Genomic DNA, 26854 nt, shown 5'->3' on the forward strand with positions numbered 1-26854 from the left:
GGCACTCGGGGACCCGCCGGACCGGCCGCAAAGCCGGCACGCAAAAGCGCCGCCCGGTGGAATGGCCACCGGGCGGCGCTAGGCGTCGGTGTGCAGGTCGCCTCTCGGCGAGTGGCACGACGCGGCTCCAGCCGAACGGTATTCCGCGAAGGCAATTGGGTGAGGCCCGGGGACACTGGACACACCGACAGTCATCTCAACGGCGCACCCCCGGTAAGTGTTCCGGGCGTACGAGTGGCCCGCGCCACACTCGGGGGCGGCCGTCAGTCGCGCAGGCGGTTGGGGTCGACCTCGCGCCCGGGATAGCGGGTGAGGTACTCCGTCTCCAGCTCGGCAGTGCGCCGCAGGTGGTTGGCCAAGGCGGCGTCCGAGCCGTGCCGCAGCGTGTCCAGCCTGGTCCGGTGCAGGCTGGCCACTTCCCGGAAGAGGTCTTCGTCGGTGAGCTCGGCCGGGTCGACTCCGGTGTCGAGGTCCGCCGCCGAGGCGTCGGCAAACTGTGCTGGTCCGCTCATGTCCCCCACCGTTGCCCGGACCGGAGCCGCCCAAACCCCCACCGGTACCCTCGGGCGTATGAAGCGGCTGTGGACACCGGCGTGGATCGCACGCCATGTGCTCGCGGTCGCGCTGGTGGGCGGCTTCCTCGCGCTCGGCTGGTGGCAGATCAGCCGGGCCGCCGGTGGCAACACGCTCAGCTGGGCGTACGCGTTCGAGTGGCCGCTGTTCGCCGCGTTCGTGGTGTTCATCTGGGTGCGCGAGGTGCGCCTGGCGCTTCGCGACACGCCCGAGGCACCGGTCTCGCCGGCCCCGGCCGGCACGCAGGCCACGTCCGCGACCGGCTTCCGGCGCCCGGTGCGCACCGCCCGACGCCCCGTGGGGTACGACGACGGAGGCGACCCGGAGCTCGTCGCGTACAACCGCTATCTGGCGTGGCTCAACGAAAACCCGAATGCCCGCCCGGCCGACTACCCGGGCTGACCGGCATCGGGTTGGACAAAGGAGAGTAGAAACCGTGGGGGAGCCCTGCAGCGCTACCGCGCGATCGCCTACATCGTGGGTGTGGTGTTGATCCTGCTCGTCGTGATCGGCATGCCGCTGAAGTACATCTGGGACGAGCCGGTCGTGGTCGAGACCATCGGACCGGCACACGGCTTCCTGTACATGGTCTATCTCGTCGCCGTCTTCGACCTGTTCCGCCGCACGCGCTTCGGGCTGCGCCGCATGCTGCTGGTGATGCTCGCCGGGACGATCCCGTTCGTGTCCTTCTACGCCGAGCGGGCCGTGACCCGCTGGGTGCGCGAGCCGGCTCCGGTCAACGCCTGAGGGCGCCGTCGCGCAGCGCCGCGCAGAAGGCCCTCCAGGCTGTCGCGGTGACCTCGATGAACGGCCCGTCCGGCGACGCAGAGTTACGGATCGCGACATGGGCCTCGCCAAAGGCCACCTCGACACAGTTCTGCGATTCGCACTGCATGCTCTTACGCCAGTTCGTCGGTCCATCCGCCACGGCAAACCTGCCCCTCCGCGGGCTGGTACGCGCCGGCCATGACGGCACCGCCCCGCACTCGCGCTGCTATCAAATGTTTCATGCCGAGGCATCCACAGAAAGGAGGGCGTACATGAATGAATGACCTCCTCGCCGCTACCAATGTGCCACAGGCTGTCACGGCGATCGTGAACAACAAAAGAGGGCATCCGATTCGGATGCCCTTACAGGGAGCGCAGGAGAGTCCCCGGGCGGAGAGACCCGGGGAACAGGACCTACGGAAGGTCGAACTGACCTGCACGAACGCCGCTGATGAACGCCGCCCACACCGGGCGGTCGAAAGCCAGCTGTGCGTCCGGGACCGCGCTGTTGCGAATAGCGACCTCGCCGGTGCGCTTGGCTACCTCGACGCAGTTGTGCGTCTCGCAGCGAGCGCTCTTCCGCCACACATCGGTGACGGAATGTGTCTGGGTCATCCGGTGCTCCTCTTAAGCAGCCGCAATCGTCGCGGCAGAGCGCCGTGACGCCACACTGTAGCGCATGAAGAGCGGACTCATGTGCCCAAACCGCCGCACTTACGGCCGAGTCGACCAAGCCGGTCGCGCACGAAAGCGGGCACCTTTGACGGATGCTCGGCCACCGGGTCGCAATGCTGGAAAAGCTAGCAGGGCCGGTGTAGCCTTCACAAGACTAGCTAAATGGCAGGTCGCGTCTAGCCAGGTGGCATTCTGCACAGATCATTTCTGCACGGACGGGTCTACTGCACGGTGACATCGTGGGGCGCGTGACGCGCGCAGCCGGGGAGGGTCGCCGATGACGACGGTGCACGGGCCTACTGTCGGCCGGCGCCGGCTACGGTCCGCGCTGCGCCGGGCGAGAGACGCCGCCGGGTTGACCCAAGAGCAGGTGGCAGCGGCGATGGACTGGTCGCTGTCAAAGCTGATCCGGATCGAGGCCGGCTCGGTCTCAATCTCCACCAACGACGTCAAGGCATTGCTCGGCCACTACAGAATGACCGACCAGCAGCAGGTCAGTGAGATGGTCGAGCTGGCCCGGGTCTCCAGGCGCCGCGCCTGGTGGTCGCAGTACAAAGACGCCCTCCCCAGCGCTTACGCGTCGTACATCGGGCTGGAGACGGAGGCGTCGAAGCTCTCGTTCTTCCAGCCGTCCGGCATCCCCGGTCTGCTACAGACCGACTCCTACGCTCGGGCTGCGGTCACTGCGGCCTCGACCACCATCGGCGACACGATGGACGCGGCGCAGATAGAGGTGCGGCACGCGATCCGCATGCGGCGGCAGAAAGAGGTGCTCGACCGCACCGACCGGCCAGACATCGACGTCGTTCTTGACGAGGCCGCGCTGCATCGGCAGACCGGCGGCCCAGAGGTGCTGCGGGAGCAGCTGTTGCACCTCGCGGATGTATGCCGGATGCCCCGCGTGACGATTCATGTCCTTCCGTTCACAGTCGGCGACTACGCTCCGCAAGGCCCCTTCGTGATACTCCGGTTCCCCGACGATGACGACAGTGACGTCGTCTACCTGGAAGGCGTGCTGGCGCAAGACGTGATCGACCGCCCTGCGGATGTGGCAGTTTACGGACAAACGTTCGAGCGAATGCGCGAGATGTCTCTCAACCCTCACGAGTCCCTCGCAAAGATCACGAAGGTTGCCGGCCAGCTCGGCTGACCGGCGGCGCACAACAACGCAGGAGCGTCGGCATGACTGCGACATATGGGCCCACCGTTGGTCGGCGACGGTTGCGGTCCGCATTGCGCACCGCGCGTGAGGCGGCGGGCTTCACGCAGGATCAGGTTGCCCAGGAGATGGACTGGTCGCTGTCGAAGATCATCCGCATCGAGTCCGGGGCCGTGGGCGTGTCGCCCATCGACGCGCGCGCCCTCCTCCGGCTGTACGGGGTGACTGACAAGCCCCGCATCGACGAGCTCGTCGGCCTCGCCCGCTCCTCCCGGGCCCGCCGCTGGTGGTCGTCCTACTCCAGCGCGCTCCCCGCTCCGTACACGGCGTACATCGGGCTGGAGGCGGAGACCTCGTCGGTGCTCTGCTACACGCCCACCAAGCTGCCCGCGCTCTTCCAGACAAAGGCTTACGCGGCGAAGGCCGTCCGCCGCGGCCAGGCCGGCACCGATGAGCAGAGCCAGGTCGAGGTGCGGTTGGCCCGCCAGCGCGAGGTGCTGGGCAAGGAGGATCCGCCGCATATCACCGCCGTGATCGACGAGGCGGTGGTGCAACGCATCGCCAGCGACCCGCGGACCAAGCGGGAGCAGTTGGAGCGGCTGGTCTCGCTCTGCGGCGAGCCCAACATCACGATCCAGGTGCTGCCGTTCGCCGCCGGCGTCGACGGCTTCCCCAACCCGTTCGCGATCCTGGAGTTTCCCGATCCGAGCGACGACGCCGTGATGTACCTGGAAAACGGCCTCGGCGACGACGTGGTCGACCAGCCCGACCTGGTCCGGCCGTACCGGCACGAGTTTGAGCGGCTGCGCGAGATGGCGCTGAGCCCGGCCGAGACCCGGGACATGATCAAACGGATCGTGGGCGAGCTCGACTGAGCCCGCCCACGATCGGTGTGGCCCCCGGCCCCACCGCGCCCCTGGTCCGTCCGTTGACTCCGCTTTGCCGCGCGGCGGTCCGACCCGGGGACGAAGTATTCGGTTATCGGCGCATGCGCCAGATGTTCATCGAAACCAGTGGCTCGGCCAGCCCGCCGAGCCGGTAGGCCTCCTGCGCCCGGAGCAGGGCTCGGGTGACCTGCCCGTACTGCCGCTCCTCGTCGCTGCTGAACAGCAGCACCGTCATCCCGCGGAACTCACCCCAGAGCTCGAAGGCCCGCGGCCGCAGGCGGTGGCCGATCGTCGCCACGAGGAAAGGAACGAACGCCACCGCCGTGAGCGCCAGATAGGTCTGCGCACTCAGGTGGTTGAGCTCGGTGGTCATGCCGAGCGTGATCCCGATGGTGGCCAGCACGATCGCGGTCACCGTCACCGACCGCACGGTGAGCTGATGTGCCGGGCCTCGGGCCGTGTGCAGGTGGTGCAGCTCGCCTACCGGAAACCGGCGCCCGCCCACTACGAACCAGTCACGCGTCACCAGGATGCCGGGCCGCTGGTAGAGCGGGGCAGGTGGTTTCGGGGTTGTTACGTCTACCGGCGTTACGGGCTGTGCTGCTGGTGACCGCGCGGGGTAGCGAGTAGTCTGCACTTCAATGCCTCCTACGGCTCGTGAGGCGGGCTGGTGTGGTGGTTCTTGAGATCGGCACCTGGTGGCAGCCAGGTGCCGATCGTCTTTCTCGCTCCGTGCCGCTAGATCCTCAAAGCCGCTCAGCAACTTCAAGGGCCCTGATAGCCATTGTGCGAGATGCCATCTAGTCGAGGGAAGGGGTGCAATCAGCCACCTGGCAGATCGGAAGGGGTCTCCTAGCCGTACCGCGCCAGTTTCAGGCCCGCATGTCCGGTTTGTCGCCCCCTTCGCCCACCCAACGCGCACACCGACAAATCGCCCGTCACCCATATGGCCGACGAGTCCGCGTGGACGACCTAATCACTTAGAGTGACTCGGACATTCGACTTATTGGCGGGCGTGAGCCACAAGTCACCCTCTCACCACTTTCGCCCGACCGGCCTCGACGCTAGGTTGGAGCCGCTGGTCCGGTCGTCAGCCACTCCCCGGGTGGCGCCGGTCTCGTGCCGCCGAATCGCACGACGATCACACTCCGTCAGCGAGTCGGGGACCCACCTATGCACTGGGGTGAATCCGCGGCCGCCTTCGGCGGTGCGGTAGGGCGATCTTCCCGTCCGAATCCGACAGCTAACCCGGTAGGCGGCGTTGGGGAAGAAGGGTTCACCGTTTGTCTTCCGCGCGGAAGCTGCTCCGCGCCCTCGTGCTGGTCGGCCTGGGCATCGGGCTGACCGTTCCGGCCACGGCCGCGCAGGCCGAGCCGTCACCGAGCGAGCTCACGGAGCAGATCAACAAGGCGTCGACCGAGCTTGAGAAGGTCGTCGAGTCGTACAACAAGCTCAACGAGCAGCTCAAACAGACCAAGGCCGCCTCCGCCGCGCTCAGCGCGAAGATGGGCCCGCTGGAGGCACAGCTCGCCAAGGCGGACGCCGAGGTGGGTGCGATGGCCGCGGTGGCGTACCGGACGGGTCAGGCGGGCACGGCGAGCGCGCTGCTGGAAGGCAGCGGGCCACTGGCCGACCGGCTCGGCATGCTCGACCAGCTCGCCCGCGACCGCAAGCGGCAGGTTGAGGGCTTTACCGCGGCCGAGCGCCAGTACACCGAGCAGAAGGCGAAGCTCGACGCCACCCAGGCGAAGCAGACCGCGCAGCTGAAGGAGCTCGCGGCCGGTAAGAAGAAGATCGAGGCCGACCTCGACAAGCTGTACAAGATGCGCGAAGAGGCGTACGGCTCGGCCACCACGTCCAGCGGCGGTTACACCGGGACGATCCCGTCGATCTCCGGTAAGGCCGGCGTCGCGGTGCGGTTCGCGTACAACGCGATCGGCACGCCCTACGTGTGGGCGGCCGAGGGGCCGAACGGGTACGACTGCTCAGGGCTCACGCTCGCGGCGTGGCGGGCGGCTGGAAAGTCGTTGCCGCACAACGCCGCGATGCAGTGGGACGTGGTCGCGCACATCGGCCGGGGCTCGCTCCAGCCGGGCGACCTCGTCTTCTACAGCGGCCTCGGACACGTCGCCATCTACGTGGGCAGCGGCAAGGTGATCCACGCGCCACAGGCCGGCGACAGCGTCAAACTGTCCTCAGTGGACATGATGAGCCCGTACGGCTACGGCAGGGTGCGCTAAGAAATCTTCAACATCGCCGATCAAGGGCGGCGGACGGCGGGTCTTTCGCGGACGCGCTGACCGCCGCCCTTGATCGGCGCTGAAGTCCCTGATCGGCGGCACTATCGACCGGCGCGAAGTGTCGTACCGCGGGTTCACCGTCGAGGCATGACCGAAACCGTCCTGGCGGCCACCGAGCCGTTCTCGTTCGACATGTCCCTGCGCGCCCTCGCCGCGTTCGCGCCCTGCGCCGGCGGTCACACGATCGCCGGCGGTCGCGTGCGCAAGGCGTTCCTGCTCGGCACCGAGGCGGTCGTGGCCGACGTCGGCCCGGCGGGCGGGGGCCCGGGGGTCGCGCTCACCCTCCACGCCGACCGCCATCTCTTACCCGGCGAGCGCGCCGCGGTGCACCGGGCCGTCGCGCGATGGCTCGGCCTCGACGACGACCTCGCCGCCTTCCTCGATGTCGCCGGGCGCGACCCCGCGATGGCCACGCTGCTGCGCGCCGCGCACGGCCTGCACCAGGTGCGCTTCTCCTCGCTCGCCGAGGGCGCGGTCTACTTCGCGCTGGTCCAGCGGAGCACCCAGTGGTTCGCGGCGGCCCGCAAGCGCCGTCTGGCGGCCGCGTTCGGCCCGTCCCTGACGGTCGACGGGGTCGAGCACGTCGCGTTCCCGTCGCTCGCCATGGTGGCCGAGCGGGACGACGCGGAGCTGATCCGATTCGCGGGCAACAGGCTGCGCGCCCGCCGGCTGCGCGAGGTGGTGGAAGGCGTGGCCGCGCTCGACGAGGAGTGGCTGCACACCGGGCCCTACGAGGAGGTGCGCAAGGCATTGCTCGGCGTGGCCGGCGTCGGCCCGTTCACCGCGCACGCCCTGCTTCTGCGGGTGCTCGGCCGCCCCGACGGCGTCCCGCTCGGGATGGCCCAGCTCGAAGACGCCGCCCGCGCGGTCTATGGCGATCCCCCGCCCAGCCCGGCCGAGCTGCGCGAGGCGTACGGGCCGTCGATCGGCTGGTGGGCCTATTACGTCCGCACCGCCCGTTCCTGGCAGCCCGACGACGCGGAGATCGCCGTCGCCGCATAGGCCTGCTTCGAATCCGCGCCGGGCCAGACGACGGCCAGCGTCCGGACAGGCGAGTGGCCGGGGTCCGAATCGGACGCCGGCCACTCGTGGGGCTGATGTGGGGGGTGTGTCAGGCGGCCTGCAGGCCCTCGGCCCGAGCCAGCTCGCGGAGCCGGCCCAGTGCCTGGATCTCCAGCTGGCGGATCCGCTCGCGGGAGAGGGAAAAGCGCGAAGCGACCTCGGTGAGCGAGTGCTCGCGCCCGTCCTCCAGGCCGTAGCGGGCCCGCATGATGCCGGCCGACCGGTCGTCGAGGTGGTTGAGCAGGCCCTCGATCCGCTGGCGCTCGAGGGCGGTCAGCACAACCTCCTCGGGCGACGGCGCGTCGCTGTCGGCCACGAGGTCACCGAGGTTGGTGTCGCCGTCGTCGCCGACCGGCGTGTCCAGCGACACGGTGTCCTGTGACCAGCGCACCAGCTCGTGCACCCGCTCCACCGGCACGCCCAGCGCGACCGCGATCTGCTCCGGCTCCGGGTCGGAGCCGAGCTCGCGGGTCAGCTGGCGAGCCACGTTTCGCATCCGGTTGACGTCTTCGACCAGGTGCACCGGCAGGCGCACGGTGCGCTCCTGCTGGGCGATCGCCCGGCTGATGGCCTGGCGGATCCACCACGTGGCGTACGTCGAAAACTTGAAACCGCGCTCGTAGTCGAACTTTTCCACGGCGCGCACCAGGCCGGTGTTGCCCTCCTGGATCAGGTCGAGCATCGGCATGCCGGACCGCACGTAGCGGCGGGCGATCGACACGACCAGACGGAGGTTGGCCCGGATGAAGAGATCCTTGGCGCGCTCGCCCTCGAAGACGAGCCGCTCCAGCTCTTCACGCCCGACGCCCTTCGGGATCTCGCCCTCGTCGAGCAGGTGCTCGGCGTACAGCCCGGCCTCGATGGCCTTGGAGAGATCGACCTCGGTGGCGGCGTCGAGCAGTGGCGTGCGGGAGATCTCGTGTAGGTAGACGCCGACCAGGTCGCGCTCCTCGGCGACCTCGTCGGTGCGCATCACCACATTGCTTTCCACGTTGCTCACGATCCCCTCGTTCGCCCCTGTTGCTCTCTTGCCTGCGGTCCCCACGTTCATCAGCCCTCCCCCGTAACTTCCGCTATCCCCCGCGGTGCTGACACCTACACAACAGATGAGACGCGTAAGGGATTCCATCTGCTGAGTCGAAAGTGTCACGAATGCCTGAGTACTAGCTGAGAGCGCGGTGCATAGTTGCTGTGCACTGCCCTCATCAGGGCGTTCGGGGTCCGACCCGGTGGCGGAATGCGCGGCCTCTGCGCATACTTCGCCCGAATAATGACAACATCTGGACTCCACACCGCACAGCGATCCGGGTCACTACCTGTCTGCGATCCTCGTCACTTCACAGTACGCACGTACGCCGTTGACGGTTCACTGTCGGATCTAGGATTACCCGCGTCACATCGGCGCTAACGGGAAGCCGGCGGGATCCGCCTCACAGCCCGTCCCGACCCTCTCGAACGGGCCGCTTAGAGCAGGGCGAGCGCGCCGCGCACCTGACCCGCCGAGCTTGCCAGGGCGGTGCGCGCCTCGGCCACGCTCGCACCTGAGACGAGCGCCACTAAAGCCACCTTCAGGTCGCCGTCGGCGTCGGCGAGCGCGCGGCGGCACGCCTCCTCGCCGTGCCCGGTGGCCTCCTCCAGGATCGAGATCATCCGGCCGCGCAGCTTCGCGTTTGTGGCGACCATGTCGATCATCAGGTTGGAGTAGACGCGGCCCAACCGCACCATCACCGCGGTGGAGAAGGCGTTCAGCACGAGCTTCTGCGCGGTCGCCGCCTTCATCCGGGTGGAGCCGGTCACCACCTCCGGCCCGGTGTCCACGCCGATGAAGACGTCCACCTCGGCGGCCGCCACCGCGCCCGGGTCGGCGGAGATCAGCACCGTGCCGGCGCTCACCGCGCGGGAGGAGCGCAGGGCACCCAGCACGTACGGCGTGCGCCCGCTCGCGGCAAGCCCCACGACGAGGTCGCCGGCGCGTACACACTCGGCGGCCTCCTGCGCACCGCCGCTTTCGTCGTCCTCGGCGTCCTCGACCGGCCGGAAGACCGCGTCGGTACCGCCGGCGAGGTGGGCGCAGAACCAGTCCGCGGGTGAGTTGAACGTCGGCGGCAGCTCGGCCACGTCGAGTACGCCGAGGCGCCCGGACGTACCCGCGCCGAAGTAGTGCACCCGCTGCCCGGATCGGATCGCGGCGACCGCGAGGTCGACCGCGGCGGCGATCTCGTCGAGGACCGCGGCCACCGCCGTCGGCACGGTGCGGTCCGCGTCGTTGATGACCCGCACGACGTCGCGGGTGGACATGAGGTCCAGTTCGACGCTGTCCGGGTTGCGGCGCTCGGTCGGCGACCCGACCCGGACGACCGCGCGCCCGTCCGCCTCCGCCGTCACCGGGACCGCCGGGCCGAGCCCACGCGGTGGGTCTGCACGGCCTCGGCGGTGACCTCCAGCGCGCGCCGGGCCTTGGCCCGGTTGCGAGCGGCGACGCCGACGAAGAGGCAGTCGACAACGGTCAGCTGGGCCAGACGGCTGGCCATCGCACCTGAGCGGTACGTGGTCTCGCGCGCCGCCGTGGTGAGCACGAAGTCGGCCACCTCGGTGATCGGGGATCTGGGGAAGTTTGTCAGCGCGACGGTCGTGGCACCGCGCGACTGAGCCTGCTGGAGCACCTCGATCACGTCGGAGGTGGTGCCGGAGTGCGAGATGCCGACGGCCACGTCGCCCTTACCGAGCAGGGCGGCCGAGGTGAGCGCGACGTGCACGTCCGGCCAGTAGAAGGCGGTGCGCCCGATGCGGTGCAGCTTCTGCTGAAAGTCGGAGGCCACGAAACCGCTCGCCGCTGCGCCGTAGATGTCCACCCGGCCGGCACCGTTGATCGCGTCGACCACCTGCTCGCAGACGGCGGGGTCGAGCTGCTCGGCGGTCTCCTCCACCGCGCGCGCGTCGTTGAACGCGATCGTCGCGATGATCTGCGCCATGTCGGCACCGGGCGGGATGTCGCCGCCCAGCACCCGCGCGTCCGGCGGCTCGACCCGGCGGGCCGCCTCGGCGGCGAGCCGGATGCGAAGCTGCGGGTAGCCCTCCATGCCGACCGAGCGGCAGAAGCGGATCACGGTGGCCTCGGAGGTCTCCGCGGCGGTGGCGAGGTCGGTGATGGTGCGCCGCGCGGCGTCGGCCGGGTCGGCCACGACGAGGCGCGCAACGCGTTGCTCAGCGGGCGACAGCGACGGCAGCAGGCCACTGATGTGCACGATCAGCCCGCTCGACTCGTGGGTCGCGGAAACCTTCGTCGTTTTCGCCACGGATGAAACTTACTTTCAGAGAGGCGGGACCGTCAACCGTGACCTCGGTATCTGCGACGGTACGCCGCACAGCTCGCCGTCGGGCTCGGCTTTGACCGGCCGAGCGTGCCATTCTGCACGCCCGTTCGGTCCGTCGGCACGGGCCGGGACGGTGGGGATATACGGTCTGGGCATGGCGGATCGCACCGTTTTCATCACTGGTGGCACGGGTGGTCTGGGCGGTGCCGTCACAGCCGCCTTCGTGGCCGCGGGTTGGCGCACCGTCGCGACCGCGCGCAAAGACCCGCCCGACGGCGGCGGGGCCACCTACGTCACGGCCGACCTCACCGACCCGGCGGCCGTCGAGGCGGCGGTCGCGACCGCGGTGGCCGACTGGGCGGCACCACTGCGGGCGGTGATCAACCTCGTGGGTGGGTACGCGGCGGCCGGGCTCGTGCACGAGACGCCGATCGAGGACTTCGAGCAGATGCTGGCGCTCAACCTGCGCCCCACCTACCTCGTCACCCAGGCCGCGCTGCCCCACCTTGTCGAGGCCGGCGGCGGCTCGGTGGTCTGCGTCTCCTCCCGCGCCGCGCTTTCCCCTTTCCCGGCGCCGCGGGCTACGTCACGGCGAAGGCGGCGGTGCTGGCGTTCGCCGGCGCGGTGGCAGTGGAGTACAAGGCCAAGGGCGTGCGCTGCAACACCGTCGTGCCGAGCGTCATCGACACCCCGACCAACCGCGCCGCCCAGCCGGACGCGGACACCTCACGGTGGGTACCGCCGGAGGACATCGCCACCGTGATCCGCTTCCTGGCCGGCGAGGAGTCCGCACCCACCAGCGGCGCGACGATCCCGGTCTACGGCCGGGCGTAGGCCGGGTCGGCCAGCGCGCCGAGGTGCTCGAGGATCCGGGCGGTCACCTCGTCAGGCGTGCCGTTTGCGTCGACAACCACGAAAGAGCCGAATTCCGGCAGTGACCGGTACGCGGCTGTCGACGTGGAAAGGAACTCCTCGCTTTCGTGGTCTTCGGCCCGCAGGTCGATGCGGCGCACCGCCTCGGCGGGGTCGACGGCGAGGAAGAAGGTCACGTCCGGCCGGGGAAACAGCGAGTAGGCCCGCCGGGCGAACCACTCCGCCCACCGGCTGCCGGCGTGCGCGCGGATGCTCGCGTACTGGCAGACGGCGTACCTGTCCATGACCGCGACGTGGCCGCTGAGGCGGGAGCGGAGCAGTGCGCGGGCGATGGCGAGCCAGCGCAGGATCGACTCGACGAGCAGGAGGCCGGACCGTCCGAGCAGCCGCTGGGCGTCGTTGCCACGGCCGAGGCGCCTGGCCAGCCGGCCGAACCAGCGACGGCCGCCGGCATTCTGCCAGTACGTAGCGGGAAGGCCCGTTTCGGTCAGAGCCGACGCCAATCGGTGGGCTTGGGTGGTTTTGCCAGAGCCGTCTACGCCCACCAGCGCGACGACCCGTGGCCGCCCGGTCACAGCAGGCCGAACTCTGGAGTAGATCACGGTGTTCCACGGTACTCGGGCTGCACAACATCGTACTTTCGGCTAGATTTCCCTGAACCGTTTGGTCTAAGGTGAGATAGCTGATCGGTTAGCCCGTCGTGGATGATCGGGCAGCACGAATGAGAACACGCGTCCGGAAACAGGTGCAGGGAGGATCACCATGACCGCGACACACGTGCACCAGACGAAGAGCAGTACTTCCCTGGACGAGCGCCAGGAAACCGATAACGCGGCGGACATGCTGGCCGCGATGGCCTCACTTCCGATGCACCACCCGTCCCGGGCAAAGGTGCGCGACCAGGTCATCGAGTCCTGGCTTCCGCTGGCACAGCACCTCGCCAACCGCTTCGCGGGGCGCGGGGAGCCGATCGAGGATCTGGTGCAGACGGCAACCGTCGGACTGATCAAGGCGGTGGACAAGTTCGACCCCGAGCGCGGCGTCGAGTTCGCGGCGTACGCGATTCCCACCATCATCGGTGAGATCAAGCGCCACTTCCGTGACCGCACGTGGGACATCCGGGTGCCCCGCCGCCTCCAGGAGCTGCGGCTGAGCATCTCCGAGGCGACGAGCACGCTGCTGCAGACGCTCGGCCGCTCGCCGACGGTCGCCGACATCGCTGCCCACATCGGGATCAGCGAGGAAGAGGTGCTGGAAGGGCTGGAAGGCGCCCGGGCGTACAACGCCGTGTCGCTGTCCATGCCGACCAGCGACGGCGACCGCGCCACCGAGCTGGGCGACATGCTCGGCTCCGAGGACAGCGAGTTCGAGCTCGCCGAGCTGCGCGTCGCGCTCGGCCCGGCACTCGCCGCACTCGACCAGCGCGAGCAGAAGATCCTCACGCTGCGGTTCTACGGCAACATGACCCAGTCGCAGATCGCCGACCAGATCGGCGTTTCCCAGATGCACGTGTCCCGGCTGCTCGCCCGGGCACTGGCCAAGCTACGCGGTCACCTCGGCGAGGACGCCGCCTAAGGGCGCTCGCCATCCCACAGACGCTCGGCGGCGGTTCGCCGCGCGAGCGAACCACCCGCACGGACGGACCGGTGTGCCTCTACGAAGGGGCAGAGGTCACACCGGTCCGTCCGTGCGCGTGTTCCCCGGCAGTGGCGTGTCAATCGACGGCCGCCCGGGTATCTGTTCTTCCTTCCCCCGAGCGAACAACCCCGAGGAGCCTTCATGGGAGTGGATGACGGACTGCTGATCACACTCAAGCGCGTTGCCGCCACCCTCAAACAGGCAGAGATTCCGTTCGCGCTCGGCGGCAGCTTCGCCGTCTACGCGCACGGCGGCCACTCCGGCGACCACGACGTCGACTTCCTCATCCGCGAGGAGGACGTGGAACGTGCGCTGGAAGCGTTGGTGGCGACCGGTTTCCGGGCCGAACGGCCGCCGGAGGACTGGTTGGTGAAGGTCTACGACGAGGACCGGATGGTCGACCTCATCCACCATCCACTTGACACCCCGGTGACCGTGGACACGCTCGCCGACACCGTCCCCCGGGTCGTCGACGCGATCGTCATGCCCTGCCTGACCGCCACCCAGCTGATGATCCACAAACTGCTGAGCTTCACCGAGCACTACTGCGACTTCACCCGCGGCCTGCCGCTGGCCCGGTCCCTGCGCGAGCAGATCGACTGGGACCGGGTGCGCAAGGACACCGCGGAGTCGCCGTACGCCGAGGCGTTCCTTTTGCTGCTCGAACGCCTGGAGGTGGTTTCATGATCGACGAGTACGTGGAAGCGGCGGTGCAACGGCTGCTGACCGAGCACGCCGGCCTCGCCGAACAGGGCATCACGGTGGCCCGCCGGGAGCGCACGATGGTCCTCTGCGGTGAGGTGGAGAGCCCCGCCCGCCGGGACGAGATCGTGCGGCTGGTCGAGGAAAACTTCCCTGACGTACCGCTCTGGGTCGACATCGGCATCACCCGCGCGAACCCGCCGAGCGAGCCGGAGGACCTGCTGTGATCGATGTCAACGACCCGCCGATCCGCATCGCGGCGGTGGGCGACGTCCACATGGACCAGGACGTGCTCGGCCGCTTCCGGCCCGCGCTGGAGCAGCTGCCCGAGCACGCCGACGTGCTGCTGCTCGCCGGCGACCTGACCCGCCACGGCACCGAGTCCGAGGCGCGGTGCGTGGCACAGGAGTTCGGCAACCTGGGCGTACCCGTTGTCGCCGTGCTCGGCAACCACGACTACCACTGCGACCAGGTGGACAAGGTCGTCGACGTGCTCACAAACGAGGGCGGCATCACCGTCCTCGAAGGAGACAGCACGGTGCTGGACACGCCCGCCTGCCGGCTGGGTGTGGCCGGGGCGAAGGGGTTCGGCGGCGGGTTCGCGGGGCGGTGCGCCAGCGAGTTCGGCGAGCCGGAGATGAAGGCGTTCGTGCGTACGACGAGCGTCGTGGCCGAGAAGCTCGGAGCGGCGCTGCGCGACCTCGACTGTGACGTTCGGGTGGCGCTGACGCACTACGCGCCGATACCCGACACGCTGGCCGGCGAGCCGCCCGAGATCTACCCGTTCCTCGGCTCGTACCTGCTTGGCCAGGCCATCGACTCGGCCCCACCGCGCTGGCCGTGCACGGACACGCGCACGCGGGCAGCGAGCGGGGAGCCACGCCGGGGGGCGTCCGCGTGCGGAACGTGGCCCATCCGGTCATCAAGCAGGCGTACAGCGTCTTCCGGCTGGGCTGAGAGCAGGTTTCCGCTGGCGAGCGTGGGGGTACCTCACAACACATGGAATTTCTTCTGTGGATTCTCGCAGTCGTGCTCGTGGTCGCCGGCGTCCTGGCGCTCTTCCGCCGGCAGGTCCTGTGGGGCATCGTCCTCATCATCATCGGGCTGCTTGTGGGCCCGGGTGGCGTCAGCATCTTCACGTAAACCGGCCCGGTGCTTCGCACCCCTAACCCCTGCGTTTCCGAGCGATCTGGGCGACTTGCGGCTACCCCAACGGCCGTAAGTCGCCCAGATCTCTGTAAGGAGCGCACAACCTGTGCGTGAATCCAGCCCACCGCGTGCCTCAATCACTGCCGTGGCTGAGATCCATCACCTGACGTACGGCGCCATGAACCCGGTGGTCGCGTACCTGATCGCCTTTGTCGGCTCGCTGCTCGGCCTGGTCTGCACGACCCGCGCCCGGGCCGCCCGCCACCGCCGGCGGCGTACCCGCTGGCTCGTCCTCGCCGCCATCACGATCGGCGGAGCCGCGATCTGGCTCATGCACTTCACCGCGATGTTCGGCTTCGACGTACCGGACAGCCCTGTCCGGTACAGCCCCTCGCTCACCGTCGCCAGCCTCGTCGTCGCGGTCGTTACCGTCGGCGCCGGCCTCTTCATCGTCGGGCGCGGCGAGGCCACGGGCGGCCGCATCATCCTGGGCGGCCTCCTCACCGGAGCCGGCGCCGTCGCGATGCACTACACCGGCATGGCCGCGGTCCGGGTGGCCGGGCGCATCGAGTACGACGGCGCGCTGGTCGGCGCCTCCACCCTCATCGCCGTCGCGGGCGCCACGGCGGCACTCTGGCTCGTCGTCGCGGTGCGCGGCTGGCGCGCGGTCATCGCCGGCGCGTTCACGCTGGGCATCGCCGTGTGCGGCATGCACTACACGGGCATGGCGGCGATGCGGGTACGGCTCTGGGCACCGGGTGAGACCCGTGTCGAAGGGCTCAGCCCGTCTCTGCTGATCGTGCCGATCACGGTGCTTGCCGCGGTCACGCTGATCGGTGTGGCGTTCAGCGCGCTGCAGGCGATGACCGAAGAGGAGTTCGCCGACGACCGGTGGCCGGCCTCTCGCGCGGCCGGGCGGTCCGCGCCGCTCGACCCGCACGGGCGCCCCTGGTCGGTGCGCGCCGTGCGGGCCATCGACGGTCCCTCTAACAGCGCGGGACGCTCGGTATGAAGCCGTCGTAGCCGGTGTACACGTACGCGTCGGAGACGAAGCGGCCGGTGCCGATGCGGTCCCAGATGTTGCTCGTGCCGTACGTGCCGGTGACCGACGTGCCGGTCGTCTGGCAGTGGATGGTGACGGTGGCGCCGTCGGCGACGGTGCCGACCGCGCTGTAGCCGGTGCCGGGTCCTGACCGCACGGTCAGCGGCGAGCCGGCCGTGTTGACCGTGCCGGACCCGGTGTTGCTGCCGGAGCAGGCGTTGTCGCTCGTGTACGTCCTGGTGCCCCAGTAGAGGGCGAGCCCGCCGTTGAACCGGACCTGGATGTCGGCACCGTTCAGGCGCTGCTCGTAGTGCAGGTGCGGACCGGTCGAGCCGCCCGTGGTGCCGACGTAGCCGATGACCCTGCCGTAACCGACCGTCTGTCCAACAGAGACGTTGAACCCGCTGAGGTGCGCGTAGTACGTGGTGTAGCCGCTGCCGTGGTTGATGCGCACGTACTTGCCGTAGCTCGTGTCGCCGAGGTCGGTGACCCGGTCCACGGTGCCGGGCGCGCTGGCGACGACGGGGTCGCCGGCGTCGTCCGTGCGGTTGAAGTCGACCGCGTTCGCCGGGCTGTGGTTGGTGCGGGTCTGGCCGGACCACGACTGTCCACAGGGGAATGGAACCTTGAACGTCGGTGCCGCCTGCGCCGGACCCGGCGCCACGATGATGACGGCGGCCGCGGTGGCGGTCACGGCGAGCAGCCGGAGCACGCGTCGAGCCATCGAAGTCCTCCTGTGTCGGAAACCTTCCTGCTTGGGCGGCAGTTTGACAGAAAGCTTCATCCAACGGAAGGCAGGCCGACGGAAATTGGCGTGATCCGGTATACCTGGATCACATGGCCTCCCCCGCGTACCTCGCGACCATGCCGCTGCACGCGATCACCGAGGTCTACGGGAGGACGGCCTGCGGCAGCGGTTCGCCCTGGAGGTGGCCCGCTTTCCCGTGCCGGACCGGGAGCGGCTCGAGGAGGCGCTGGAGCTCGCCGCGCGGTTGCATCGGGACGACCGCCGGGTCCGCGAGCCGTACCTCAACCACCTGCTCCGGGTCGCGATCCGGATCATGTCGCACTACGGGGTCGACGACGTCGACGTGATCGTGGCGGCGCTGCTGCACGACGCGGTCGAGGACCACCCCGACGAGCTGGGCGGCGACACCGAGGCGGCGCTCGCCGAGCTGGCCAAGCTCTTCAACCGGCGGATCGCCGACCTGGTGCGCTCGGTGACCAACCCGGCGTACGACCCGGATCGCGACCGCCACGAGCAGTACCGGACACACGTGGCCGAGAGCCTCGACCGCGACCCGTGGGCCCGGGTGATCAAGGTTTCCGACTTCACGGACAACGGCGTGGGCGTCATACACACCACCGGGCCGAAGGTGCACAGCTCAGCGACCAAGTACCGGCCGCTCGTGCCGGTCTTCCGCGAGCTGGTCGCCCGCGCGGACACGCCCCTCTCGGCCCCGCGAAGGCCCACATCATGGATCAGCTCGACCTCGCCGAGAGCCGGTTCGCCGCCATCCTCGACGGTCCGCAGACCGGCGAGGCCTGACGGTCGGGCGCCGGGCCATCCGGGCCGGCAGCGGGGTGCCACGAGCAGCTCCTGGAAGCGCTCCCGACGTTTCCTAATCGTTACGGCTTCTTTGCCGGAGAGCCTGGACGGAATGATCGTGCAAGCGCTTACATGTGTAGACGCCCCAAGTCGGGACCGGCACGTGAGCCAACGCACCGTGCCGGCGAGGAAGGAGGACGGCATGGCGGTCTTTCCAAGACGACGCCAAGCCATCGTGATCGCCACCGTGGTCGGGCTGGCGCTCAGCGCCGCCGCGTGCGGGGACGGCGACGACAGCGGAAGTGGCAACGAAAGCTCGGCGGAGTGCTCCGCCTTCGAAAAGTACAGCGGTAACGACGGCAAGAAGGTCACTATCTACGCGTCCATCCGGGACACGGAGGCCGACCTGCTGGAGCAGTCCTGGAAGCCGTTCACCGACTGCACCGGCATCGAGATCGACTATGAAGGCAGCGGCGAGTTCGAGGCGCAGCTGCAGGTCCGCGTGGACGGCGGCAACGCGCCGGACATCGCTTTCATCCCGCAGCCCGGCCTGCTGGCGACGTTCGCCAACGCCGGCAAGCTCAAGGCCGCTCCGGCCGACACCAAGGCGTCGGCGGAGGCCAACTACCCGGCTGACTGGCTGAAGTACAGCACCGTCGGCGGCACGTTCTACGGTGCGCCGCTCGGCTCCAACGTGAAGTCCTTCGTGTGGTACTCGCCGAAGACCTTCCAGGAGAAGGGCTACGCGATCCCCAAGACCTGGGACGAGCTGATCGCGCTCAGCGACAAGATCGCCGGTACCGGCGAAAAGCCCTGGTGCGCGGGTATCGAGTCCGGTGACGCCACCGGCTGGCCGGCCACCGACTGGCTCGAGGACATCATGCTCCGCGACCAGTCGCCCGAGGTCTACGACCAGTGGGTGACCCACCAGATCCCGTTCAACGACCCGAAGGTCGCCGCCGCGCTCGACCGGGCCGGCACGATCCTCAAGAACGACAAGTACGTCAACGCCGGGTTCGGCCCCGTGAAGAGCATCTCCACGACGGCCTTCCAGGAGGCCGGCCTGCCGATCCTTGAAAACAAGTGCTACCTGCACCGCCAGGCGTCCTTCTACGCCAACCAGTGGCCGCAGGGCACGAAGGTGGCCGAGGACGGCGACGTGTTCGCCTTCTACTTCCCGGCCGTCGACCCCTCCAAGGGCGAGCCGGTGCTCGCGGCCGGTGAGTTCACCGTCGCGTTCGCCGACCGTCCCGAGGTCCAGGCCGTGCAGAACTACCTGGCCACGCCCGAGTACGCCAACGCCCGGGCCAAGCTCGGCAACTGGGTCTCGGGTAACCGGGGCGCGGACATCAACAACTTCACCAACCCGATCGACAAGCTGTCGGTCCAGATCCTCCAGGACCAGAGCAAGGTGCTCCGCTTCGACGGCTCCGACCTGATGCCGTCGGCCGTCGGCGCCGGCACCCTGTGGAAGGCCATGGTCGACTGGATCAACGGTAAGGACACCGCCAGCACGCTCTCGGGCGTCGAGAGCTCCTGGAAGTAACGCATAGACGGCCGGCCCTGACCCTCTCACCAAGGGGTCGGGCCGGCCGATCCCCTCGGGAGGGCGGATGGAATTCGCGGACATTTCCCCAAAGCTCACCGTGCTGGTGTACGGCCTCGTCGCGTTCGCGGTGGTCGTCGGTGGGCTTCTGCTTCTGCTCGACGTCGTACCCACCTACTTCGCCCGGCGGCGTGAGCGCCAGCTCATCGCGGTCGCGGCGGGCGAGGCGCCGGCCCCACCCCGGGCCGACTGCGCAAGCCCCGCGAGTTCGGGTACGCGTTCTTCTTCCTCCTCCCGGTCATCGTGCTGCTGCTGATCGGGCTGGTGGTACCGGTGGTCCGCACCCTCCTGCTGTCGTTGAAGAACGGCAACAGCTCTGAGTGGGTGGGCCTGGACAACTACGGCTGGCTGTTCAGCAACGGCGACATCCTCAACGTGCTCTGGAACAGCCTGCTCTGGGTGGTCCTGGTGCCGCTGGTGGCGACCTCGGTCGGCCTGCTCTACGCCGTGATGGTCGACAAGGCCCGCCTCGAGTCGGTGGCCAAGTCGCTGATCTTCCTGCCGATGGCCATCTCGTTCGTCGGCGCGAGCATCATCTGGCGGTTCGTGTACGCGTACCGCGGCGAGGAGCAGGACCAGATCGGTCTGCTCAACCAGATCGTCGTGTGGCTGGGCGGCACGCCGCAGCAGTGGCTGCTCGAGTCCCCCTCAACACGCTGCTGCTGATCGTGGTCATGGTCTGGATCCAGGCCGGGTTCGCGATGGTGATCCTGTCGGCGGCGATCAAGGCCATCCCGGGTGACATCGTCGAGGCCGCCCGCTTGGACGGGGTCACCGCGTGGCAGATGTTCTGGCGGATCACGCTGCCGAGCATCCGGCCCGCGCTGATCGTGGTGATCGTGGCCATCACTGTGGCGACGATGAAGATCTTCGACATCGTCCGCACGATGACCAACGGCAACTACGACACCAACGTGATCGCGCTCGAGATGTACAACCAGGCGTTCCGCTACCAGGAGACCGGACAGGGGTCGGCGCTGGCCGTGTTCCTCTTCATCCTGGTCATCCCGATCGTCATCTTCCAGATCCGCAACCTCCGCCGGCAGCGGGAGGGCTGACATGGCTACCACAACTCCCGTACTTCCGTCCGCCACGGCGGAGCCGGCACCCAAGACCGTCGCCGGCCGGGTGCGCAAGCGGCTCAACACCCGTACCGCCACGGTGGTGTCGGTGCTCATCGCGCTGCTCTGGACCGTGCCGACCTTCGGCCTGTTCATCTCGTCGCTGCGCCCCGAGGACCAGATCAAGACCACCGGCTGGTGGACGTTCTTCAGCGACCCGCAGCTGACGCTCGAAAACTACAACGAAGTCCTCTTCGGACAGTCGGCCTCCTCCGGCCAGCTGGCCAACTACTTCGTCAACTCGCTCGTCATCACGATCCCGTCGGTGCTCTTCCCGGTGGCGTTCGCCGCGATGGCGGCGTACGCGCTGTCCTGGATCCAGTTCCGCGGGCGCGAGTGGGTCTACATCGGAATCTTCGCGCTGCAGATCGTGCCGCTGCAGATGGCGCTCGTGCCGCTGCTCAGCTTCTTCTCCCGCGGCGTCTCGATCGGCGGCATCACGCTGATGCCGGCGTGGCAGCTCGAAGACGAGCAGAAGTTCATCCAGGTGTGGTTCGCGCACACCTGTTTCGCCCTGCCGTTCGCCGTGTTCCTGCTGCACAACTTCGTGTCGCAGCTGCCCAGCGAGCTCATGGAGGCGGCGCGGGTCGACGGGGCCAGCCACCCGAAGATCTTCCGCACCATCGTGCTGCCGCTGATCACCCCGGCGCTGGCATCGCTGACCATCTTCCAGTTCCTGTGGGTCTGGAACGACCTGCTCGTCGCGCTCATCTTCGCGGGCGGTGGGGATGAAACAGCCCCGCTGACGGTACGGCTGGCAGAGCTGGCCGGTACCCGCGGCAACGAGTGGCAACGGCTGACGTCCGGCGCGTTCGTGTCGATCGTCATCCCGCTGATCGTGTTCCTGTCCCTCCAGCGGTACTTCGTCCGGGGTCTCCTCACCGGCAGCGTCAAGGGCTGATACGCCGTACGCGGGGTGGCGGCTCGGCCGCTGCGAGCCGCCCACCCGCCGCGATCACCCACGAGGAGGGCACGCGTGACAAAGATCGACGATGTCGCGCGGCTGGCCGGCGTATCGACGGCCACCGTTTCCCGGGCCCTGCGCGGCCTGCCCACAGTCTCACAAGCCACCCGCGACCGCGTGCTCGCGGCCGCCGCCCAGCTTGGCTACGCCGCCTCGCCCAGCGCCTCCCGGCTCGCCGGCGGCAAGACCGGGACGGTGGCGGTCGTGGTACCGCGGATCACCCGCTGGTTCTTCGCCACCGTGGTGGAGGCCGCCGAGGCGGCGCTCCACCGGGCCGGGTACGACCTGTTGCTGCACAACCTCGGCGGCAGCGAGAGCGAGCGGCAGCGCTTGCTGCACACCGCCGCGCTGCACAAGCGGGTCGACGCGCTGATGCTGGTGGCAACCCCGCTGCAGGGTCCGGACCTGCACGCGGTCACCAGCCTCGCCCTACCGGGCGTCACGGTCAGCTCGGGCACTGGTGTACCGGGCTGGCCGAGCATCCGGATCGACGACCTCGCCGCCGCGCGCACCGCGACGAACCACCTCATCGAGTGTGGCCACCGCCGGATCGCGCACATCTCCGGCGATCCCGCCGACGAGCTGGCCTTCACCACCCACATCGACCGCCGGCGCGGCTACCGGGAGGCGCTCGGCGCCGCGGGCATCACACCCGATCCCGCGCTCGACGTCGAGGCGGAGTTCACGGTGACCGGCGGCGAACGCGCGGTGGCGGAACTCCTGCGGCGCGGCACCCCACCCACGGCGATCTTCGCGGCCTGCGACGAGATCGCGATGGGTGCGATGGCGGCGCTGCGGCAAGCGGGACTCAAGGTGCCCGCGGACATCAGCGTGATCGGCATCGACGACCACGACCTGGCCGGTGTGGTCGGGCTCACAACAGTGGCCCAACCCGCCGCAGAACAGGGCCGCCGAGCGGCGAACGTCCTACTCAGCCCGCTAACCGGCGGCGAGTACCCCGGAGAGGAAACCGTGATCCTGCCAACTCACCTGATCGTTCGCGAGTCCACCGCACCACCTCGGGCAAACTAGAACGATGCCTGAGCAGACCAGCGACTGGTGGCGCACCGCGGTCATCTACCAGATCTATCCGCGATCCTTCGCCGACTCCAACGGCGACGGGATCGGCGACCTGCCCGGCATCACCGCACGGCTGGACCACCTGGTCGAGCTGGGTGTCGACGCCCTGTGGCTGTCGCCCTTCTACCCTCGCCGCAGGCCGACGCGGGCTATGACGTGGCCGACTACCGGGACGTGGATCCCATTTTCGGGCGCCTCGACGACGCGGACAAGCTCCTCGCCGCGGCTCGGGAGCGGGGCCTGCGGGTCATCGTCGACCTCGTGCCCAACCACACGTCGAGCGAGCACCCGTGGTTCAAGGCGGCGCTCGCGGCCGGCCCGGGCAGCCCGGAGCGGGCGCGCTACATCTTCCGCCCCGAAAAGCCCAACAACTGGGAGAGCACGTTCGGCGGGCCGGCGTGGACGCAGGTGCCGGACGGTGAGTGGTACCTGCACCTGTTCGACGCCGGCCAGCCGGACCTCAACTGGGATCACCCCGAGGTGCGCGCCGAGTTCCGCGACATCCTGCGCTTCTGGCTCGACCGCGGCGTCGACGGTTTCCGGGTCGACGTCGCGCACGGCCTGATCAAGCAGGCCGACCTCGCCGACTGGCACTACCCCGTCGAGCCGCTCACCGGCCCCGCCACCAAGGGCATCCGGCCGCCGATGTGGGACCAGGACGCCGTGCACGACGTCTATCGCGACTGGCGCCGGGTGCTGGAGGAGTACCCGGGCGAGCGCGTGCTCGTCGCCGAGGCGTGGGTCTCGCCGGCCGAGCGGCTCGCGGCGTATGTGCGGCCCGACGAGATGCACCAGGCGTTCAACTTCGAGTACCTGGAGGCGGCCTGGACCGCGGCGGCGCAGTCCGAGGTGATCAGGCGCTCGCTCGGCGCCAACGCGGCGGTCGGCGCGCCGACCACGTGGGTGCTGTCCAACCACGACGTGCTCCGCCACGCGTCCCGCCTCGGCCTGCCGATCGGCACCCCCCGCCCGCGCGGCATCGGCGCCGAGGACCCGCAGCCGGACCCGGTGCTCGGCCTGCGCCGGGCGCGCGCGGCGACGCTGCTGATGCTCGGGCTGCCCGGCTCGGCATACCTGTACCAGGGCGAGGAGCTCGGCCTGCCGGAGCACACCACGATGCCGGACGAGGCCCGGCAGGACCCGATGTTCCTCCGCACGCGGGGCGGGCAGAAGGGGCGCGACGGCTGCCGCGTGCCGATCCCGTGGGAGGGCGATGCCCCGTCCTACGGCTTCGGCCCGTCCGCCGCGACGTGGCTCCCCAGCCGCCGATCTTCGGCGAGCTCGCGCTCGACAAGCAGCGCGGGGTGGCCGGCTCGACGTACGAGATGTACCGGGCGGCGCTGCGCCTGCGCGCCCAGCACGGCCTCGGCGGCGGATCGCTCTCCTGGGTCGAAGGGCCGCAGGGCGTGCTCACCTTCCAAAACGGTGACGTCTACGTGCTGACCAACTTCGGCGACACGCCGGCCGCCCTGCCCGCGGGCACCCGGCCGCTGATCAGCAGCGAGCCGCTGGACGCCGACGGCAAGCTGCCGACGGACGTCACGGTGTGGGCCGCGGTGTAGCCGGATCGCTCCGCTCGGCGCGGGCCTCCAGCAACTCGTGTACGGCGGCGATGTCCGCCGGCGAGGTGCGGGAGGCCCGCCAGTACATCAGCCCGGTGGGGACGAAGAAGAGCTGGAAGGCCGCGAGCCCGACCGCGTAGTTGAGCGGCGGCGGGAGCGGCGCCTGCAGCCCCCGGAAGACGACGCCGGCCAGGCCGTTGCCGATCGCGCGGCCCACGCCGTTGGTGAGGTTGCCGAGGCTGTACACGGTGCCGCGGTGCTCGGGCGGGTTGACGTCCGCGATCAGGGCGAACCAGTTCGGCGAGTTGGCCGACGTGAGGGCGAGCGCGACAAGCGCGGTGAGGAGGCTCAGCCCCACCGTCGGCTCGGTCACCACGCTGGCGAGTACGGCCCGGACCACCGCGCCGGCGCCGGCGCCGTCCGGCACGTCGATGCGGATCGGCACGAAGAAGAGCACGAGGTACAGGGGTACCGCCGCGAGGATGCCGACGGCGGCCACCATCGCCCGCCCACCCGGGTTTCGCCGCTGCACCCGGTCGCCGATCAGCCCGCCGACGATGGAGAACCCGGCGCCGAGCTGGAACAGCGTGGCGAAGATGCTGCCGACCACGATCGCCGTGTCCTCGCTGTACCCCTGCGTCTCGGCGCGCTCCCGGAAGAGCACCGGCAGCCACACCAGCGAGCCGAACGCCACCTGAGCGGTCAGGCCCTGCAGCACCAGCCAGAAGTTTGTCCGGCGGCGCAGGATGCCGGGCAGGTCGTCGCGGCTGATCCGGTAGTCGTACTCCCCGCCGTGCGCGATCACCTCGGACAGCTCGGCGTCGCTCTGGCCGCGCCGCACGTCGTACGTGAACACGTACGCCACGGTGGCGGCGACCCCGACCACCGTGAGCACCAGGAACGGCGCCCGCCAGTCGCTGCGCCCGAGCAGCCCGCCCAGCAGCGTGCCGGCCAGTGTGCCGATCCCCTGCGAGAGCCCCCAGAAGCTCATCACCAGCCCGCGCCGGCGCGGTGAGATGAGGTCGCTGACCACCGAGAAGCCGACCGAGGCGACCGCGCCGAGCCCGATCGCGGCGAGGATCTGCGCCGCGAAGAAGGCGGCGTAGCTGCCGCTCAACGCCGTGCCGCCGGTGCCCGCCGCCCACACCAGCGTGCCGGTCATCAGCAGCGGCTTGCGGTGGTGCCGGTCGCCCGTGTACGCCCACGCGACCGCGGCGACGGCGGCGGCGAGGAACGTGATCGCGGTGACGAGGCCGATCGCGCTCTCGGCCACCCCGAACGAGTCGCTGATGCTCCCGTAGAGCGGTGGCACGAGCCCGATCGCGACGTTGTCGAGCGAGGCGAGCACGACGAAGACGGCGACACTGTAGATCCGGTGCCCCCGCCCGCCCCTCATGACCGGCACATCAGGACGGCTCTTCCAGCACGTCCGCCGGCCCGAAGACGCGGACGTCGGGGTGGCCCCGCAGCGCCTCGCTGGCCTCGCCGCGCGACCAGAAGGCGTAGGCCGTGCCGTCACCGCTGGGCAGGTAGGTCGCCTTTCGCCGCAGCTCGGCCAGGTCGCGCTCGGTCAGCGGCTTGGCCTGCCACCGGCTCTCGCCGATGAGCACCGGCTCCTGGCCACGCAGCGCCAGCACGTCGATCTCCGCCGTCTCGTCCCGCCACCACCGGCCGACGACCGCGTCCGGCGGCAGCTCGCCGGCGGCGACCATGCGCCGGGCGTGATCCCGGGCGGCCGCCTCGAAGACCTTGCCCACGTGGGTCTGCCACCGCCCGGCGTTGCGGCGGCGCACCGCCTCGCCCTGGCCACCCTCGACGAGGTCGGCGTCGTCGCGCAGCACCGCGAACCAGTACGCGAGGTAGTCGTCGGCGATCTCGTACATCGGGTCGGGTGAGCCGCGGTCTCCGATCGCCCGCACCACCCGCACGTAGCCGGCGCGCCGCAGCCGGTCGAGCGTGTAGTCGATGCGCTGCTGGGCGCGGCCGGCGATCCGGGACCGCCGGCGGGCGCCGCCGGCCATCGCGGTGAGCACCCGCTCGTATCCACCGCGCCAGTCGAGGTCCTCGGAGAGGATGTCCGGCGCGTCGCGCAGGAGCAGCGCTCCCGGCGTGAACGCGAGCTCGGTGAGGTTTTCCGCCACGCCGCGCTCCGCCGACCAGCGCCCGAGGTGCAGTGGGTAGCCACCGCATGCCGCATACGCCTCGATGAAGTCCGCCGGAGCCAGGTCGGGCTGGAACGCACGCGCCTCGGCCAGCGAGAACGGATCCATCCGGCGCTCGACCGAGGCCCTGCGGTGAAGGCCGCCGTGCGGGCCGAGCATCTCCTCCATGGCCGCGACCGCCGAGCCGGAGAGCACGAGCATCAGGCGCTGGTCGCGGACGCGATTTTCCCAAACGGCCGAGACCACGTCGGCGAAGTCGGACCGCCCGCTGGTCAGCCGCGGCGCCTCGTCGATGACGAGCAGCAGTGGCTCCCGGTCGGCCAGCCGGACCGTGAACCGGAGTGCCGCCTCCCAGTCGGCGAAGGACTCCGGCACCAGGTCGCGCACGTCCTCGCCGAGCTGCTCGCGGACCCGCTCGACGAAGCGGCGCAGCTGGCGATCCTCGCTGTCCTGGCGCGTGGCGGTGAAGTAGACCGCGCGCTTGCCCTCGGCGAAGTGGGTGAGCAGGAAGGTCTTGCCCACCCGCCGGCGGCCCCAGAGGACCACGAGCTGAGGGCTCCCCTCGGCGGCCCGCTCCCAGGCGCCGGCCAGCTCGCGCAGCTCGCGGCGGCGCCCGACCACATCCACAGCGTCACGGTACTACAAACCATTTGTAGTACAAACTGTTT

Annotated in this window: 25 protein-coding genes, 5 pseudogenes and 1 riboswitch; of the genes and pseudogenes, 19 read left to right on the plus strand and 11 right to left on the minus strand. The window is 69.6% G+C overall.

Annotated elements, in window-relative coordinates; translation table 11 throughout:
• Nucleotides 1–263 precede the first annotated feature (263 nt).
• A complete protein-coding gene (locus Phou_RS12620) occupies nt 264–512 on the minus strand; it encodes a DUF6158 family protein (RefSeq protein WP_173056229.1) in 249 nt (82 codons plus the stop codon).
• Nucleotides 513–570: 58 nt separating this feature from the next.
• On the opposite strand from Phou_RS12620, the gene Phou_RS12625 reads away from it, so the two are divergent.
• Nucleotides 571–975, plus strand: a complete 405-nt coding sequence (locus Phou_RS12625; RefSeq protein WP_173056230.1) for a hypothetical protein — start codon at nt 571–573, stop codon at nt 973–975.
• A 45-nt stretch (nt 976–1020) separates the two neighbouring features.
• On the plus strand, nt 1021–1320 hold the full coding sequence (locus Phou_RS12630) for a DUF3817 domain-containing protein (protein ID WP_173058302.1): 300 nt from the start codon (nt 1021–1023) through the stop codon (nt 1318–1320).
• Here Phou_RS12630 and Phou_RS55430 read toward each other — a convergent pair.
• Nucleotides 1310–1549, minus strand: coding sequence for a DUF397 domain-containing protein (locus Phou_RS55430; RefSeq protein WP_371872110.1), 240 nt, complete (start codon nt 1547–1549; stop codon nt 1310–1312). The two genes, Phou_RS12630 and Phou_RS55430, sit on opposite strands and share 11 nt — an antisense overlap.
• A gap of 206 nt (nt 1550–1755) precedes the next feature.
• Nucleotides 1756–1956 carry a DUF397 domain-containing protein gene (locus Phou_RS12640; RefSeq protein WP_173056232.1) on the minus strand — a complete coding sequence of 67 codons (201 nt, stop codon included), beginning with the start codon at nt 1954–1956 and terminating at the stop codon, nt 1756–1758.
• A gap of 337 nt (nt 1957–2293) precedes the next feature.
• Here Phou_RS12640 and Phou_RS12645 point away from each other — a divergent pair, with 337 nt between their 5' ends.
• Together Phou_RS12645 and Phou_RS12650 are read left to right on the plus strand one after the other, a co-directional pair.
• Complete coding sequence (locus Phou_RS12645) at nt 2294–3166, plus strand: helix-turn-helix domain-containing protein (protein ID WP_173056233.1); 873 nt, start codon at nt 2294–2296, stop codon at nt 3164–3166.
• An 83-nt stretch (nt 3167–3249) separates the two neighbouring features.
• On the plus strand, nt 3250–4050 hold the full coding sequence (locus Phou_RS12650; protein WP_218578990.1) for a helix-turn-helix domain-containing protein: 801 nt from the start codon (nt 3250–3252) through the stop codon (nt 4048–4050).
• A gap of 103 nt (nt 4051–4153) precedes the next feature.
• On the opposite strand, the gene Phou_RS12655 is transcribed toward Phou_RS12650, so the two are convergent.
• Complete coding sequence (locus tag Phou_RS12655) at nt 4154–4588, minus strand: DUF6232 family protein (protein WP_178134959.1); 435 nt, start codon at nt 4586–4588, stop codon at nt 4154–4156.
• 587 nt (nt 4589–5175) lie between these two features.
• Nucleotides 5176–5335: riboswitch (cyclic di-AMP (ydaO/yuaA leader) on the plus strand.
• 10 nt (nt 5336–5345) lie between these two features.
• Here Phou_RS12655 and Phou_RS12660 point away from each other — a divergent pair.
• Together Phou_RS12660 and Phou_RS12665 are read left to right on the plus strand one after the other, a co-directional pair.
• The gene (locus Phou_RS12660; RefSeq protein WP_173056235.1) at nt 5346–6302 is read left to right on the plus strand and encodes a C40 family peptidase; all 957 of its coding nucleotides are present in this window, start codon (nt 5346–5348) and stop codon (nt 6300–6302) included.
• A 147-nt stretch (nt 6303–6449) separates the two neighbouring features.
• Nucleotides 6450–7364 (plus strand): DNA-3-methyladenine glycosylase family protein, encoded by a 915-nt coding sequence (locus Phou_RS12665; protein WP_173056236.1) that lies wholly within the window; start codon nt 6450–6452, stop codon nt 7362–7364.
• 109 nt (nt 7365–7473) lie between these two features.
• Here Phou_RS12665 and Phou_RS12670 read toward each other — a convergent pair whose 3' ends face one another.
• The 3 genes from Phou_RS12670 to Phou_RS12680 all read right to left on the minus strand — a co-directional run bounded on the left by Phou_RS12670 (nt 7474) and on the right by Phou_RS12680 (nt 10720).
• The gene (locus Phou_RS12670) at nt 7474–8475 is read right to left on the minus strand and encodes a sigma-70 family RNA polymerase sigma factor (RefSeq protein ID WP_173056237.1); all 1002 of its coding nucleotides are present in this window, start codon (nt 8473–8475) and stop codon (nt 7474–7476) included.
• A 413-nt stretch (nt 8476–8888) separates the two neighbouring features.
• Nucleotides 8889–9809 carry an N-acetylmuramic acid 6-phosphate etherase gene (gene murQ, locus Phou_RS12675; protein WP_173056238.1) on the minus strand — a complete coding sequence of 307 codons (921 nt, stop codon included), beginning with the start codon at nt 9807–9809 and terminating at the stop codon, nt 8889–8891.
• Nucleotides 9806–10720: a MurR/RpiR family transcriptional regulator gene (locus Phou_RS12680; RefSeq protein WP_173056239.1), complete on the minus strand. Its 915-nt coding sequence runs from the start codon at nt 10718–10720 to the stop codon at nt 9806–9808. Before Phou_RS12680 ends, murQ begins: the two co-directional genes overlap by 4 nt.
• A 172-nt stretch (nt 10721–10892) precedes the next feature.
• On the opposite strand from Phou_RS12680, the pseudogene Phou_RS12685 reads away from it, so the two are divergent.
• Nucleotides 10893–11572 (plus strand): annotated as a pseudogene (locus Phou_RS12685) (SDR family NAD(P)-dependent oxidoreductase).
• Here Phou_RS12685 and Phou_RS12690 read toward each other — a convergent pair.
• Complete coding sequence (locus Phou_RS12690; protein WP_173056240.1) at nt 11557–12213, minus strand: dTMP kinase; 657 nt, start codon at nt 12211–12213, stop codon at nt 11557–11559. The pseudogene Phou_RS12685 and the gene Phou_RS12690 sit on opposite strands and share 16 nt — an antisense overlap.
• 160 nt (nt 12214–12373) lie before the next feature.
• On the opposite strand from Phou_RS12690, the gene Phou_RS12695 reads away from it, so the two are divergent.
• From Phou_RS12695 to Phou_RS12720, 6 genes and pseudogenes are all read left to right on the plus strand, one after another.
• A complete protein-coding gene (locus tag Phou_RS12695) occupies nt 12374–13186 on the plus strand; it encodes a SigB/SigF/SigG family RNA polymerase sigma factor (RefSeq protein ID WP_173056241.1) in 813 nt (270 codons plus the stop codon).
• 204 nt (nt 13187–13390) lie between these two features.
• The gene (locus Phou_RS12700) at nt 13391–13936 is read left to right on the plus strand and encodes a nucleotidyltransferase family protein (RefSeq protein ID WP_173056242.1); all 546 of its coding nucleotides are present in this window, start codon (nt 13391–13393) and stop codon (nt 13934–13936) included.
• Nucleotides 13933–14178 (plus strand): hypothetical protein, encoded by a 246-nt coding sequence (locus Phou_RS12705; RefSeq protein WP_173056243.1) that lies wholly within the window; start codon nt 13933–13935, stop codon nt 14176–14178. The genes Phou_RS12700 and Phou_RS12705 overlap by 4 nt, the downstream gene beginning before the upstream one ends.
• Before the next feature lie 50 nt (nt 14179–14228).
• Nucleotides 14229–14908: pseudogene (locus Phou_RS12710) on the plus strand (metallophosphoesterase family protein).
• Nucleotides 14909–14950: 42 nt separating this feature from the next.
• The gene (locus Phou_RS12715; protein WP_173056244.1) at nt 14951–15094 is read left to right on the plus strand and encodes a GPGG-motif small membrane protein; all 144 of its coding nucleotides are present in this window, start codon (nt 14951–14953) and stop codon (nt 15092–15094) included.
• 151 nt (nt 15095–15245) lie between these two features.
• The gene (locus Phou_RS12720) at nt 15246–16112 is read left to right on the plus strand and encodes an MHYT domain-containing protein (RefSeq protein ID WP_173056245.1); all 867 of its coding nucleotides are present in this window, start codon (nt 15246–15248) and stop codon (nt 16110–16112) included.
• On the opposite strand, the gene Phou_RS12725 is transcribed toward Phou_RS12720, so the two are convergent.
• Nucleotides 16087–16866, minus strand: coding sequence for a M23 family metallopeptidase (locus Phou_RS12725; protein WP_173056246.1), 780 nt, complete (start codon nt 16864–16866; stop codon nt 16087–16089). The genes Phou_RS12720 and Phou_RS12725 overlap by 26 nt on opposite strands.
• Nucleotides 16867–16979: 113 nt before the next feature.
• Between Phou_RS12725 and Phou_RS51045 the strand changes: the two are divergent.
• The 6 genes and pseudogenes from Phou_RS51045 (at nt 16980) to Phou_RS12760 (ending at nt 24024) form a co-directional block, all read left to right on the plus strand.
• A pseudogene (locus tag Phou_RS51045) lies at nt 16980–17691 on the plus strand (HD domain-containing protein).
• Between the two features lie 202 nt (nt 17692–17893).
• A complete protein-coding gene (locus Phou_RS51050; protein ID WP_173056247.1) occupies nt 17894–19237 on the plus strand; it encodes an ABC transporter substrate-binding protein in 1344 nt (447 codons plus the stop codon).
• Nucleotides 19238–19304: 67 nt separating this feature from the next.
• Nucleotides 19305–20355: pseudogene (locus Phou_RS12745) on the plus strand (carbohydrate ABC transporter permease).
• A gap of 1 nt (nt 20356) precedes the next feature.
• Entirely contained in the window at nt 20357–21319 is a 963-nt protein-coding gene (locus Phou_RS12750; RefSeq protein ID WP_173056249.1) for a carbohydrate ABC transporter permease, read from the plus strand.
• A 75-nt stretch (nt 21320–21394) separates the two neighbouring features.
• Nucleotides 21395–22414 carry a LacI family DNA-binding transcriptional regulator gene (locus tag Phou_RS12755; RefSeq protein ID WP_173056250.1) on the plus strand — a complete coding sequence of 340 codons (1020 nt, stop codon included), beginning with the start codon at nt 21395–21397 and terminating at the stop codon, nt 22412–22414.
• Between the two features lie 4 nt (nt 22415–22418).
• A pseudogene (locus Phou_RS12760) lies at nt 22419–24024 on the plus strand (glycoside hydrolase family 13 protein).
• Here the strand turns inward: Phou_RS12760 and Phou_RS12765 are convergent.
• Both Phou_RS12765 and Phou_RS12770 read right to left on the minus strand, forming a co-directional pair.
• Nucleotides 24002–25420, minus strand: coding sequence for an MFS transporter (locus Phou_RS12765; RefSeq protein ID WP_173056251.1), 1419 nt, complete (start codon nt 25418–25420; stop codon nt 24002–24004). The pseudogene Phou_RS12760 and the gene Phou_RS12765 sit on opposite strands and share 23 nt — an antisense overlap.
• A 10-nt stretch (nt 25421–25430) precedes the next feature.
• Nucleotides 25431–26813 (minus strand): ATP-binding protein, encoded by a 1383-nt coding sequence (locus tag Phou_RS12770; RefSeq protein ID WP_173056252.1) that lies wholly within the window; start codon nt 26811–26813, stop codon nt 25431–25433.
• Between the last annotated feature and the right edge of the window lie 41 nt (nt 26814–26854).

The organism is Phytohabitans houttuyneae (assembly GCF_011764425.1).
Classification (GTDB): domain Bacteria; phylum Actinomycetota; class Actinomycetes; order Mycobacteriales; family Micromonosporaceae; genus Phytohabitans; species Phytohabitans houttuyneae.